This window comes from Aliikangiella coralliicola (assembly GCF_007004725.1).
Classification (GTDB): domain Bacteria; phylum Pseudomonadota; class Gammaproteobacteria; order Enterobacterales; family Kangiellaceae; genus Aliikangiella; species Aliikangiella coralliicola.
On the sequence record NZ_ML660160.1, the window covers coordinates 657,301 to 671,475 of the forward strand.

Below are 14,175 nucleotides of genomic sequence, written 5' to 3' on the forward strand. Positions count from 1 at the left end.
GCCTTTAAAAATTGAACTCGGCATAATAACTAATCAAGTAGTTAAGAGCAAAATGAATAATCATTCGGGGATGAATTCAACAGAAAAAAAAGCCGCACTCACATTAAGTAGCGTTTTTGCGTTGCGTATGTTGGGGCTGTTTATGTTGTTGCCGGTATTCAGCATTGCCGGCCAACAATTGCAGGGCTATACACCAGCTTTAATTGGTTTTGCCATTGGTGCTTATGGTTTAACTCAGGCAATTTTTCAAATACCTTTTGGCTGGCTATCGGATCGTTTCGGACGTAAGCCTGTGATTTTAGTCGGTTTATTATTATTTGCTATCGGCAGTGTGGTGGCTGCGCTTAGTGACCATATTTATGGTGTGATCGTTGGTCGACTTTTACAGGGCTGTGGTGCCATAGCGAGTGCGATCATGGCGTTGGCCGCTGACCTGTCCCGAGATGAACAACGTACTAAAATTATGGCGAGTATCGGTATGAGTATCGGGGCGGCTTTTGCGCTAGCCATGATATTAGGTCCGACGCTGACCCAATGGCTTGGACTCAGCGGTATTTTTCTCGGTATTTCTGGGTTAGCCATTGTTGCTATGGCAGTTATTTATTTTCTCACACCGAATCCGCAAAACCAGTTTGTTCAAAGAGACGCCATTGCCAGCCGCGGTCAGTTTGTTGATATTTTAAAAAATGCTCAATTGATGCGATTGAATATTGGCATATTTATCTTACATTTTTTGCTGACGTCATTTTTTGTGGTGTTTCCAATTCGTCTCAGCCAGTTGAACGTTGATTTAGCACAGCATAGCTGGGTTTATCTGGCAACTATGGTTGGTGCGGTAATAGTGATGTTACCGATGATTATTTTTGCTGAGAAAAATCGCAGGCACGCACAGGTCATGCTGCTTGGCGTTTGTTTAATTGCGCTGGTTCAACTATTTTTCGGTCTGTTCCAATTCTCTTTGGTGGTGGTGGCGTTAGCCATGGTCGTTTATTTCGCCGGTTTTAATCTGTTGGAGGCTTTGTTGCCGTCAATGATATCGAGAATAGCGCCACTTTCGGGAAAAGGCACCGCGTTAGGCGTGTATTCCACCAGCCAATTTGCCGGTGCTTTTCTGGGCGGCCCAATCGCCGGTATCATCATGCAATATAACGGGATGGATGGTGTTTATATTCTCGGTTCGGTGATGGCATTAATTTGGGCGGTTTTGTTGTTAGGGCTGAAAAATCCTTCTGCGGTAACCGCTTACACCTTAACCATGCCTAGTGTGTCTGCCGATTCGTTTCCGTCTTTAGTTGAGGAGATTAAGGCGATTGAGGGCGTTTCAGAGGCCGTTGCCTTGCCAGAAGCAGGCGCAGTATACCTTAAGGTTGATAAAAAGACGCTTGATCCCAGAAGCCTTGAGAAATATAGTAAGCAGTGAGTAATGTACCCGAGTCGTTAGGGTATCAGTTTTGATTTTTTTAATCAGGAGTAACAGTTAATGGCCAGTCGTGGCATCAATAAAGTTATTTTGGTCGGGAATCTAGGACAGGACCCCGAAGTTCGTTATACCCCAAACGGCAGCGCAGTCACATCAATTAGCCTGGCGACCAGTGAGAGCTGGAAAGATAAAAACACGGGTCAAATGCAGGAAAAAACTGAGTGGCATCGAATCTCATTGTTTGGGAAGTTGGCTGAAATTGCCGGTGAGTACCTGCGTAAAGGTTCTCAAGTTTATATTGAAGGTAAATTGCAAACTAGAAAATGGCAAGATAAGCAAGGCCAGGATCGCTACACCACTGAGGTTGTCGTAGATGGATTTAACGGTGTGATGCAGATGTTGGGTGGCCGAAATGAAGGTTCATCAATGGGCGGCGGGCAGCGACAGTCAGCACCAATGCAACAATCCGGTCAGCAGCAAAACTATCAACAACAAAATCAGCAATATCAACCACAACAACAAGCACCGCAGCAGTCTGCGCCGATGGATAGTGGTTTTAATGATTCGTTTGATGATGATATTCCGTTTTAGACAAATGCCTTAGAGTTAAATGTTAAGATATTGTCTGAAAGCCGCTAGATTAGCGGCTTTCTTCGTTTTAGCTTGCGGAAGCATTAGTTTGAGTCGACTATGTATTTAATTACAGAGAGTCTATGGATGTTATTCGAAAAGAATTAATTGAGTTTGGCCTTAAAGGATCTCAACTCGTTGAGTTACCTATAGAGGAGTCGAAAGAGTCGGCCTATGCTATTGAAGTGGATAAGTCGAACAAGTATGAGTTATGGGAGCATTTTAATCACATAAAGTCGAAAACGGGATTTACGCCTGTAGTAACGACATTTTGGGGAGCTTCTTCGGGTAGTTGGCTGGATGCATTGAAAGAAGAAGATTTGTTCATGCGGTTCCCATATGAGGGGGAAGACGACACTTTAGATATTTCGCCTAAAGCTATCATCGAAAGATCTAAGACCTCAAGCTATTCTGCCTTGCTTGATGAACATAATGCGATCTATTCGGAAGACCTCGTTGATCACATGGAATTTGTGCTTGATTCTCTGCAAGAAACATTCGGTAAGTCGCCTTCGGAAAAAGAAATTTTAGAGCTTATGTCAAAGGGTGACATTAAAAGTTATTTCGAGTTTGAGGGGTGGATTCTAAAGTGGCAAATAAAAGAAGAGCGTGGTCTAAAACAAAATGAAGATAATGATTCATATTTGGACTGGTTTAATCCTGAAGGGCAGGTCGAGGCTCTAATTTTATTACCGATACAGTTTTCATATGATGTTTTGGCATACATCCACTGGTTTGGCGCGGAAAACTTATCTACTGAGGCGTCCATTGCTATGTTGCGTCATTGGAATGAGGCTTATGGCGCCGAACTGGTGGCTCATTATGGAACCATGCTTCACTTAAAAACAAGGAACAGGCCAAGCTCAATTCTTGATGCATTTAATCTGGCCAAAGAACAAGAATCATTTGCGCCTTGTACTACTGCGCTACCTGGTGCTTCGCTTAGAGATCTAACTTTTGCATTAATGAAAAGAGACTTATGGTTTTTGCATGAGAGACCATAAAACCAAATAGTAGATTCAGCTTGTTTTGGAATTGTCAAATTGCAGATATGATTATGAGTAAGTAAAATCGGACACTCCAAAAATTGTGGTTCATTCTAATGCTTGGGAACAAAGTAAATTGGCAATGTAGCGGTAGCGGTGTTGGTTTTTAGATTTGAATATTAACTATTTAAATTAAAAAGGCTCATTTCAGGGTTTCTGTTTGGCACGTAGTGAGTTTTGCATTCACTACGACAATAAACCTTTCTCCCAATAGGGCGTGTCGCCGCCGAAAAACTCTCTGGCAAAGTCGTTAAACACCTTTACTTTTTGAGGCAGATAATTTCGTTCGGGATAGACAAGGTGTAAATCTAACTCAGGCATCGCAAAGTCCGGAAACAAGTGTACCAACTTCTTATTGGCAATGTATTCGCCAACGACAAATGTTGGCAATCTCGCAATCCCGACACCATTTAGCGCTGCCTCCTTAAGTGCTTCGCTATTGTTGACTGAATAGTTACCTGTCACGTTCAATTCATAGCTGTGCTGCTTTGAAATGAACGACCAGACATTTTTATTGGAAGAAGTGCTACGTGTAATACAATTTTCTTCTAGTAGATCCTTTGGACAACTCAGCGAGGTCTTCGCCGTGTAGGTTGGAGACACAACGGTAATGCTTCTTAGAGGTAGAAGTCTCCTGGCGATGAGGCTTGAGTCAGGTAATTTTCCCGTAAGCAAAGCCACGTCCACATGAGAATCTAACAGATTGATTGGCCCGTCTTCCATAACCAAATCGATTGTAATCAGTGGATAACGGTTTAAAAACTCGGGAATCATTCGCGATACATGCAACTGCCCGAATGACAAGGGTACTGCGATCTTTAGATGTCCTCGCGGCTCACCCAGGAGCGCGCTGACCGCATCTTCAGCATCTTGAGCGCAACGTACTGCGGCAGCCGCGGAATCATAGAAACTCACTCCTGCCTCTGTGAGAGACAAATGCCGCGTTGTTCGATGAAATAACCGGGCACCTAGATGTTGTTCCAATTGGGTAATTCTCTTACTTACGGCTGATTTGCTTAAGTCCAGAACTCTGGCCGCTGAAGAAAAACCACCGCTTTCAGCGACGGCGACGAAGATAGGGAGATCATTGAGGCTTTTCATGGTTTATGCCTTATGTGTGAAGTCTCTTAGCTAGTCACTGTTGATTATTTGGAAACTATATGTTTATCAAATTGCTTATTATCAACTTTATGGAAACATAATAAACTGAGTTCATGGTTAATTGAAGAGGCAAAGAGAAATGGTTCGACTTGAACACAGCAATTTGGTGGTTAATGCCCTGGAACCTACGTTGAATTTTATTTTAACCGCTTTCCCCGGATGGCAAATAAGAGGGCGAGGGAAAATGCCCTGGAAAGATGGAACGCGGAATTGGCTTCACGTTGGAGATGACAATTATTACATCACTTTAAACGATAATGGTGACGGTACTATCCGTGATCTGCAAAGTGATGAATGTGGCTTGGCTCACTTGGGCTTCGAAGTAGACGATCTTGACCAACTGGTTGCTCGGCTCGTTAAAGCAGGATACCCCATCGATATTATCGGTAGGGCGCATCCATATCGTAAAACCGTTTACTTCCTTGACCCTGCCGGTATTCAGTTTGAGTTTATTCAATACTTCAGCAATATCCCATCAGAACGGAATATGTATGGAGGTGAGTCTGGCGAATTGCTCCGTTTTTAATTTCAATCAAACCATCATTTTAATAGTGCTGGCAACGCTACAGCATGACTAACAGCAGAGGATAAAAACATGACTATTCAAAACGCAAATCAGTTTATTGCCGATCTCTATAAAAATATTGATCAAAAAAACATTAATTTTCTAGATAAAACACTTGGTGAAAATGTTAGATTCAGGCTCGGTAATGGTGAAGGTATTGTTGGCAAAGACGCCGTTCTCGCAGCCAACGCTGGTTTCTTTGTCAGTATCACATCGATGCATCACACCATCACAGGCGCGTGGAATATAGGGGACACAATCATCTGCCACGGCGAGGTGAATTATGTCAGACTCGACGGTAGCCAATACTCTGCCTATTTTTCTACGTTCTTAGTTTTTGAGGGTAACATGATTACAGACTATCTGGTTTTTGCTGATTTATCTGAACTTTGACAAATAGTTAAGCAGAAAAAAGACTATGGACAACTATTCGTTAGGACTGCAGAAATAGCCGAAACACAAAACGAAAAATTCCGATATATGATTGCAGCTCCCACAATGTGGGTACCTTTGTCGTTATTTAGCTCGGTAAATCTCCAGCATGTTTTAATTTGTTTGAGTTAATTATACAATCTCCTACTTAAAAGCCCGCAAATTAAAATGCAGAATTTGCGGGCTTTTTGTACCCTTAAACGAAAATACAAGCGACGCGGTTTAGCTTCCTAATTAATGCAACGAAAACATGCTTTATAGATTTAAAGATTTTGAATTTGATAGTGCTAGTTTAGTATTGACCAAAAATGGTGACGCTTTGGCTATTCGTCACAATGAAGCGAAAGTGTTAGCGTTATTACTAGAACGTGCGGATAAGGTGTTAAGCAAAGAGGATATTTTGTCTCACATTTGGCAGGATAAAGTGGTCTCTGAGCAAGCTGTCTTCCAGAACATTAGCCATCTAAGAAATCTATTTGGAAATGACGCTATCAAGACTTTTCCTAAGCGAGGCTATCAGTGGCAACTTGAAACTGAGCAGGCGGTTTTGAATAAACAGACGCCGCAAGATGAATCTGGTTTATCCAAACAGCCAATTATACAGTCATCTGCCAACCTGCCAAAAAATCGAAAGTTTCCGCTGATTGCCGTGTTTACAATTATGGTTGTGACGTTATTGGCTGTCTTTCTCAATCAAAATGAATCAGCTCAAGAAAGTGAAAGTTCGTCGATTGAAATTGCTTATATCCCTATCAAGCATAGAGCAGAGCAGCAAACTATTTTGCTAGAAGACAGTACTGAGTTTAAGTTTAATCAAATAAGTCACTTGAGTTATGCGCAGTTTATGGCGTCGGCTGAACTTGAATACCCTAAGTTGGCGGCAGAATCCCCGCTCGTTTTAGTCGGAGAAATCCGCACCTACAATCAAAAAGTACGATTAGATTTCTTATTAAAAGGTCCTTATGGTGATTGGCAAGGGCAACTCTCAGGCAAGTCAAATGAAGTGGTTATTAATCAACTGCAAACCCATTTGAAACAACCAATTATTTTTGACCTGCTAAATAACGTTCAAGGGCCGGAGGTTAAACAGGCTAAATTGACTATTGCCCATCAAAATGCACCTGGTGATTTGATTATTCTGGGCGAACTTACTCAAAGTTACTATTCGGTTGGTGAGTTTGATAAAGCCATGGTTATGGCTGAAAAACTTGCACAGACGGCACAAGGTGAAAATAATGCTCAGCAGCTCGGTAATGCTTTTTTAACGCAAGGTATAATCGCGAACCGAAAAGATCTTATTGAATTGAGTACACAAAAGTTAGATTTAGCGATAGAGCAGTTTCAGATAGCGGGTGATTTAAAACGCCACGCCGATGCTTTGAGTCAGAAGTCCTGGTTGGCTTATGTCAAAAATGACTATGCTGGTGTTAAGGCGAGTTTACTTAAGTCGGCGCAGTTAGCGCTTGAGGCTAATGATATCGAGAGAGAGTTACATGCGTTGACTTATTTATCTGTATTGGCACATAAAGGAAAGCAAGAAGAAGACAAATATCGCTATTTAATTCAGGCTGAGAATAAAATGAGAGCCTATGAGTTGCCGACGTACCGGTTTGCAAAAATTCCTTTTCATCATGCTATTTACGCGAAAACGCCTTCGGCGAAAGAACCTCATTTAATTCGGGTTCTGGAGTATACCGCTTTAACGCCCGACCATTGGGTTGCACAATCTAGCCGCAGCCAGCTAATGAATTATTATATCGCGCAAAACCGGCTTACTGATGCCCGGGCATTGCTGGAGCGAGCGACTAGTGATAATGCGGAAAATTCTTATCTTAAAACGCTATTGGCAAAAGCCGAACAAGATATAGACGCATTTGTACATCATGCACAACGAACATTCGAGCAAGCGCAATTGGCAGGCGTGAAGGACATGAGCCTGGATGTCGCTTTGCTGATATGTAGTACACCCAATAAACAGTTAGATGATGCTATTTATTCGCAATTTATCAAAGAAAACGCCACCAAGAACTGGCGGCGTGTTAATGAGTCAAAATTGGCTACACTCAATCTTTGATAGCGATTAAATCTTTTTGATATCGAGCCAGTTAACGGCAAACATTGTCTCCCCACCTTTTATGGTCAGGGCAAAAGTGCCTTTGGGTAAGTCAATATTGATATTGTTAATTGTTTTCCAGCCTCTTTCACCGTCTAGTTTTGGCGCTGCAATTTTCATATCGCCCAGCCAAATTTCAAAATTTTCACCACGACCTGGATAAAATACGCGAGCATCAATTTTAAACTTGCCGCCGCGAGCGACTTTAATTAAATAGGTCGAAGGTTTGTCATCCATTGAGTTGATGATCTTGTCGTTTTCAGGCTCCAGTACAGAGAACTTAACTTCATTACCGACAGAATAACTAAAGGCTTCACCTTGAATTTTTGTTGGCAAGGTATGAATAGTTGTCTGCCCACTATCAACCGGGTCACTGTAAACACTTTCTGTTTTTCCATTAAGTGCGACAACAGAATATCTTGCATTATGAGCGAGCGGTGAAGTATCGACAAAATAGGATTCTTTAATCAGCTTAGAGATTGAGACTTTTTGATTAGTTAAAAGATCTTGTCGATATACTTTATAGCCAGATAAGAATGGTTGGTGATTTTTCTGCCAACTCAAAACGACTTTTGCAGGACTCGACTCAATCACTTTGAGTCCTTGAGGTTTGTTCGGATAAGCTGGATTTTCTTTATGTTTCTTTTTCGCTTTTTGTTGAGCTATCGCTAAGTTTTTCGAAAATGCGGCGCTGCCTTTTTGTGGAGGTAATGATTTACCATCGGTATCCAGGACTAGCCTGAATCCCTCCAGCGCCCCTAAAAAGTCATTCGATATACGACCACGTTCACTCGAGTGCCAGGGGAACCAGTGCCAACTTCCGCCACGAACCACATAAGTGTCACAATTTTCTTTACTGACTGCACTGCCGTCTACTGGTGCATTTTCATAGTTATCGACATAGCAATCGGCCAAATATTCCATGATGTTGCCTACCATGTCATAAACACCAAAGGGGTTGGGTTCATATAGACCGACTATCGCCAGTGTGGCTTCATTATCACTACATTGCTCAATGTCACGCACGTGGGCGCCAGGGAATATTTTTGCAGACATATCCGCAGCGTACCAATCGGAAATATTGGCGAACTGACACGCCTTTGATGAGTCTTGTTCTTCGCCGAAAAAATGCCTGGAGTTTGTTCCGGCGCGAAGTGTATATTCCCATTCAGCTTCGGTAGGTAGCCGATAGTTTTTGCCGGTTTCTTTGGATAGCCATTTTGCGTAATCGACAGCTGCTTGTTGGGGTAAACATACGACAGGATGGTAATCACTAAATTTATAGACAGTGCTGTCCCAACTGGCTAGTTCTGTTCTGGGTCCACCGAGCACATATTGATAACAATTGTCGGGCATTTTATAACCGGTAGCTTCAATAAACTTTTTAAATTCCGCCACAGTGACTTCATACTTGCCCATTTGAAAAGCAGAAATCGAGACTTTGCGAACAGGCTGTTCATTCTTTTCTCCTCTATCGCTTCCCATGTAAAACTCTCCTGCGGGAATACTGACAGTTGGTGGCTCGATAAATTCTGGCTGTGCAGCGTTTATTGAAAAAGTCGTTACTATCGTGCTGGCGAATACTGAGACTAATAATTTTGAAGTAAAATCTCTCATAGAATTTCCTTGTGTTGAAAAAACGCCACGATAAAAAAATTGTGCTTGTTGCGTCTTACAATAATTCTATTTTTCTTGCTTATTTCGATTCAAATAGAAAAATTATAGAAAAAATAAGTGCTTGCTTGGTGGTGTAGATTATTGTTTTTATTATGTTTTTTTGAAAATGATATTGTTTAGGTTGGATAAATAAGAATGTGGGTCAGATGAAGATAAGGTAGGAACAAAATAAGGATTGTGTTCTCCCTCCCTATGGGAGGGAGCTAGAGGGAGGGAAAACATACTCGATATTGAATACAAATTCTAAACAGTTTTCCCTCTCCCGGAATGCTTTATCGCCCAGAGGAAGAAGGGGCTAAATACCCTTGGAAAGAGCGATCCCAGTTTGCAGATAAGGGAGAGGTGGAAAGCATCCTTCTTGTTGCAGAAAGTCTATCGTTATTGAACGTTAAACTTTCTCGATAATAATATCGTACCGATACTGATTGTTATCGCCCAGCTTTTTAGCTGTCATCATTACTTGCTCTTCTTTGGATTTTCGTTTGAAAAGACCATCTTTTTTATTCAGTGGGTGATCAGGAAAATACATTTGGGTTAACAGAGAGTCATAGCCGAGTTTGCTGATCTTGAAATGAATGTGAGGCGTTCTTTGCTGGCTACTATTGAGGGGATAAGCACCGGGAATGACTGTTTTAAATTTGAACCGACCTTTGACTCCGCTCTGGATAATCGCCCAGGCTTGAAAGTTTTCATCGATTGGTGCTTCACTATTATCGTGAGGATGATGATATTTTCCATAACTGTTGGCCTGCCATAAATCAATTGTCACATCTTCAACAGGATTCATGTTCTGGTCGAATACCTGACCTGTGACTTCGATTATCTGGCCGCGAGCACGTCCTGTTTTACCTTTAACCTGAGTTAGATCGGCATCCTGATCTTTCTGTGGGGTTATCGGGTAGAAGGGACCTTCGACTTCCCTTGGAGTGCTCATCTGGGCGTGAGAGTTGGTGGCAATAATCGTCGCCACCGTACCAAGTACCGAATTCTTTATCAGGGTTCTGCGTTTCATTTGTCGTTCTCCGGAATTCACTTTTGTATTGTTACTCAAAAAGAAACAATGCCAGACAAGCGTAACAAAATCCTATGAAAAACTTAAAATCAATAAAAATAGAAATATCCTAACTCAATTATTCGATGATAATTCAGCCTTACACAAGTTTGTGTATTTGGACCTTTTACTAACTTGGTAAAAGCTTACTTATTCATTTGTAGTTGATAATGTTGTGTTGTTATGGGAACTCAGAATACTAACGATTTAGCGTTGGCTGCTTAACTATTTGAGATAATTAAATGTGAGAACCGGCTAATACATTGTTTTTATATATTTTTTTCTTGTCACCAATCAGTTACTAAATTTTATTGAAAATTTCTAATATGTGAATATTGAATAATTCGTAATATTTTAAAAATAGCGGCCTATACTTAGTAATGTTTCTAAATTTTGTTGTATTAGGGAAGGTTTTTGCATGTCAAAAAAAATACTCATCGTTGACGATAGCCTGGTTTCACGAATGATGATCAAAGAAATCGTAATGTCCAGGCATCCAGACTGGGAGTGCAGCCAGGCCGCCTCGGCAGATAAAGCGTTAGAGGCTTGCCAAGTAAAGCAGTTCGACTTTATTACGTTAGACTTAAATATGCCTGGAAAAAATGGATTGGATGCCGCTCCTGAGATAATCGCCACTCAGAAAGACGCGAAAATTGCATTACTGACTGCCAACATTCAATCGGCCACTAAACAAAAAGCCACCGACATAGGATTAGCTTTTGTTGCTAAGCCTGTTACAGAGGAAGGGGTGCTCGATTTTGTAGGATATGAGTGAATGAATGGAGTTGAGTTTAACGAACTGCAGAGAGACTCGATTATTGAGCTGATTAATCTGGGAATTGGCAGAGCTGCAGATGCATTGGCGCAGATAGTGTCTGAAGAAGTTCATGTTGCAGTTCCCAGTGTAAAATTTATTCAGTACAAAAACTTAGTAGAACATCTAAGAGAGATAGATGATTGTGAACCGTCAGTTGTTGCCCAACGATTTAGCGGTGATTTTAGCGGGAACGCCTTACTTATCTTTCCGCGAAAAAGTGGCGCCACTTTAGTCAATTTGATGTTACGTGATACCGTTTCTGATGATCAGATAAGTGATCTGGAGGAAGAAGCGCTTGCGGAAATTGGCAATATCATTCTGAATGCTTGTTTTGGTCTGTTAGCTGAATTGTTATCAACCCAGCTTGATGGTGATTTGCCGACATATATCAGAGCGAATGCCGAAAAAATACTAGAACAAAATATCAACGAAATTAATGATGAAACAGTACAGGTAATGTTGCTTCAGGTTGATTTTTCTCTGGCTTCAAGCAAGACAAAAGGTTTCGTTGTTTTTGCTATGGATGTGGCATCGATGGAAACATTTAAGGCGAAAGTTGATTCCTATTTAGCTAATATATTTAGTTAATTATTTAACTAGATGAGTAAAGTTTTGTTTGAGATTTTGGTTAGGACTATTGTTAAAAATTATCGGCCAGAAAAGGTTTAAGGCCCACGAGGCATTGATACACAAGTGTTATGCAGACTACTCATGAAAATAATCTCGTATTAGACGCTTCAATTGTCGAAGCATCTATTAAAAAACCTGACATGCTACAGTCTTACGAAATTGCTTTAAAAGCTTTTAAGCTGCAAGATTTAGGTATTATTGTTATCGATTCTGCCTACAGGGTTTTCCTTTGGAACGACTGGCTGGCTAATTACTCTGGTATTAGTGATCAATCTGCGTTGGGAAAAACATTAGAGGACATTTTTCCTGAACTCGATAGCCCAAGGCTTTCCAATGCTCTGAGCAACGCATTGGAAAAAGGTATGTCTGCTGTCCTTTCTCAGATGTTTAATAAACATCCATTACCACTATTTGCTGATTTCAGTTCGCGCGAATTAGGTCGGCGAATGCGTCAACAGATCAATATCAAGCCATTTGAATGTGACGGTGAGCGTTTTGCGTTAATTGAGATTAAGAATGTTACGGCTTCGGTGGAAAAAGAAAAGATATTAAAACAAAGAACCCATGATATGAAGGTTCTTTATGATCAAAATATCAACCAGAAAAAACATTTACAGAATATTCTTAATAGCTCGACTGACGCGATTTTAACGCTTTCACTCGAAGGGATGATTTTGGACAATAACTATTCTGCTAGCAAAATTTTTCAGGCAGAAAGCGAGCTTCTAAAAGGCAAATCTATCTCAAGTTTTGTACCCGAGTATAACATTAAGAAAATTGACGATTATTTTGCCCAGCAACTCTTTGCCGCTAAAACGGCGAGCGATCACGATTTGCTTCTTGAAATAACCAGTAACAAACTCGCCGACAACGAACAAATATTTGTCGTTACCTTGAGAGATATTAGTGAGCAACAGGCGATGCGGGAAGCGTTTTTTCGCAGTGAACGATTGGCGCAAACTGCATTAGAGTCGATTGCCGATGGTGTCGTAACAACTAATCGTGAAGGAATTATTGAGTCAGCAAATCCCATTGCTGCGAGTCTTCTAAAGAGAAGGCGAGCCCAGTTGAAAGGACTACCGATTGCCGGTGTGTTTGAGTTACTTTACGACGATACTTTGGAAGTGCAAGATGACCTGGTTATAAGATGTATTAAACAGGCAATTACTATTTCTGCTCCTGGTAATTCGGTATTACGCGCAGGGCGGAACAAAAGTTTGTTGCCAATCATGGCGACGGCTTCGCCTATTTTTGATGAGCGAAACAAAGTGACCGGTGCGGTTCTGGTATTTCGAGATGTCAAAGAATCCCGAAGGTTATCGACTAAGTTATCGTGGGAAGCATCCCATGACACACTAACCGGGTTATCAAATCGAAAAGCATTTAATGAAGAATTAGAGTCTGTCATCAAAAACTCTCGTAATGCAGTATTGCTATTTTTAGATCTCGATCGTTTTAAGCTGGTGAATGATACCGCGGGTCATGCTGTGGGTGACGAGTTGCTAAAACGCGTGGCAGAAGTATTTACTGAACATTTTCGTGACGATGACCTGGTCGCGAGGCTTGGAGGCGATGAGTTTGCGATTTTGCTTACTGATTGTCCTTTCGAAAAAGCGCGCGAACTGGCGCGAAATTTATGTATTGCCATTGAACATTGTCCATTCCCCTGGCAAGACAGGGTCTTTACGGTCGGCGTGAGTATTGGTTTAACACTCATTCATCGTGATGATAAGTCACCTTCGAAAGTTATTGAGCGAGCTGATGCAGCCTGCTATTCCGCGAAAAAATCTGGTAGAAGCCGCGTTCATGTTTTTGGTGAAAGCGAAGAGGAAACAGAGTACCAGGCAAATATTAATCGAGCTAGCAAAATCAGTGAGGCTATTTCAAATGAGCGCTTTGTTCTCTATAAACAACCCATCGTAGAGATCTCTAACAAGCAGCGAAAATTGCATCATTATGAAATACTCATTCGTATGCTTGGTGATGAAGGCGCTATCATTCCACCCAATGAGTTTATTCCTGCAGCAGAACAGTTCGGATTAATGCAGGCGGTGGATCGTTATGTGATTTCTAAGGTGGCAAAATACATTGATATGAACAAAAATCGAGAGCAATCTTTTTCGTTCGCGATCAATTTATCTGGTGCATCAATTATCGACGAGATGTTTCTTAAGTTTCTGGATGACTTAATTCAGACTGAAGGAGTATTGCCCAGTCAAATGCATTTTGAGATTACTGAAACTGCCGCAATTTCAAATTTGGGCAGAGCGAAAAAATTTATTGAGCACTTTAAAGAGCTTGGCTTTTGCTTTGCGTTAGATGATTTTGGCAGTGGAATGTCTTCATTTGGTTACCTTAAAAATTTACCGATTGATTATATTAAAATCGATGGTCAGTTTGTCAAAGAAATTGTCGGCAATGAAACCGATTTCGCGATGGTGAGTTCAATTAACTATCTTGGTCGAATGATGGGATTAAAATGCATTGCGGAGTTTGTCGAAAACGATGATATCATTAATAAGTTAACGAGCATCGGTGTTGATTTTGCACAAGGTTACGGCATCGAAAAGCCGACGCCGTTATTTGAAGTTGAATAACCCTTTTGATGATTAAGAGTGATGCAATATTGGTTC

Annotated in this window: 12 protein-coding genes; 9 read left to right on the forward strand and 3 right to left on the reverse strand. The window is 41.2% G+C overall.

From position 1 onward, the window contains the following. The first annotated feature begins 52 nt into the window (after positions 1-52). The 3 genes from FLL46_RS02365 (at position 53) to FLL46_RS02375 (ending at position 3,054) form a co-directional block, all read left to right on the forward strand. Positions 53-1,420: an MFS transporter gene (locus tag FLL46_RS02365; protein ID WP_168204006.1), complete on the forward strand. Its 1,368-nt coding sequence runs from the start codon at positions 53-55 to the stop codon at positions 1,418-1,420. 60 nt (positions 1,421-1,480) lie between these two features. Beyond that, positions 1,481-2,011 carry a single-stranded DNA-binding protein gene (locus FLL46_RS02370; protein WP_142891809.1) on the forward strand — a complete coding sequence of 177 codons (531 nt, stop codon included), beginning with the start codon at positions 1,481-1,483 and terminating at the stop codon, positions 2,009-2,011. 122 nt (positions 2,012-2,133) lie between these two features. Beyond that, entirely contained in the window at positions 2,134-3,054 is a 921-nt protein-coding gene (locus tag FLL46_RS02375; RefSeq protein WP_142891810.1) for a DUF4253 domain-containing protein, read from the forward strand. A 228-nt stretch (positions 3,055-3,282) separates the two neighbouring features. Here the strand turns inward: FLL46_RS02375 and FLL46_RS02380 are convergent, their stop codons facing one another. Beyond that, positions 3,283-4,197 (reverse strand): LysR family transcriptional regulator, encoded by a 915-nt coding sequence (locus FLL46_RS02380; RefSeq protein WP_142891811.1) that lies wholly within the window; start codon positions 4,195-4,197, stop codon positions 3,283-3,285. 139 nt (positions 4,198-4,336) lie between these two features. Between FLL46_RS02380 and FLL46_RS02385 the strand changes: the two genes are divergently transcribed. From FLL46_RS02385 to FLL46_RS02395, 3 genes are all read left to right on the forward strand, one after another. Further along, positions 4,337-4,783 (forward strand): VOC family protein, encoded by a 447-nt coding sequence (locus FLL46_RS02385; protein WP_142891812.1) that lies wholly within the window; start codon positions 4,337-4,339, stop codon positions 4,781-4,783. 69 nt (positions 4,784-4,852) lie between these two features. After that, complete coding sequence (locus tag FLL46_RS02390; protein WP_142891813.1) at positions 4,853-5,215, forward strand: nuclear transport factor 2 family protein; 363 nt, start codon at positions 4,853-4,855, stop codon at positions 5,213-5,215. A gap of 289 nt (positions 5,216-5,504) precedes the next feature. Next, the gene (locus FLL46_RS02395; protein ID WP_142891814.1) at positions 5,505-7,328 is read left to right on the forward strand and encodes a winged helix-turn-helix domain-containing protein; all 1,824 of its coding nucleotides are present in this window, start codon (positions 5,505-5,507) and stop codon (positions 7,326-7,328) included. A 6-nt stretch (positions 7,329-7,334) separates the two neighbouring features. On the opposite strand, the gene FLL46_RS02400 is transcribed toward FLL46_RS02395, so the two are convergent. Then, positions 7,335-8,984, reverse strand: coding sequence for a formylglycine-generating enzyme family protein (locus FLL46_RS02400; RefSeq protein WP_142891815.1), 1,650 nt, complete (start codon positions 8,982-8,984; stop codon positions 7,335-7,337). Between the two features lie 448 nt (positions 8,985-9,432). Continuing rightward, positions 9,433-10,056 (reverse strand): dioxygenase family protein, encoded by a 624-nt coding sequence (locus FLL46_RS02405; protein WP_142891816.1) that lies wholly within the window; start codon positions 10,054-10,056, stop codon positions 9,433-9,435. Positions 10,057-10,513: 457 nt separating this feature from the next. On the opposite strand from FLL46_RS02405, the gene FLL46_RS02410 reads away from it, so the two are divergent. The 3 genes from FLL46_RS02410 to FLL46_RS02420 all read left to right on the forward strand — a co-directional run bounded on the left by FLL46_RS02410 (position 10,514) and on the right by FLL46_RS02420 (position 14,139). Further along, a complete protein-coding gene (locus tag FLL46_RS02410; protein WP_142891817.1) occupies positions 10,514-10,870 on the forward strand; it encodes a response regulator transcription factor in 357 nt (118 codons plus the stop codon). Further along, positions 10,871-11,500 (forward strand): chemotaxis protein CheC, encoded by a 630-nt coding sequence (locus FLL46_RS02415; protein WP_142891818.1) that lies wholly within the window; start codon positions 10,871-10,873, stop codon positions 11,498-11,500. 110 nt (positions 11,501-11,610) lie between these two features. After that, positions 11,611-14,139: an EAL domain-containing protein gene (locus FLL46_RS02420; protein WP_142891819.1), complete on the forward strand. Its 2,529-nt coding sequence runs from the start codon at positions 11,611-11,613 to the stop codon at positions 14,137-14,139. Positions 14,140-14,175 lie beyond the last annotated feature (36 nt).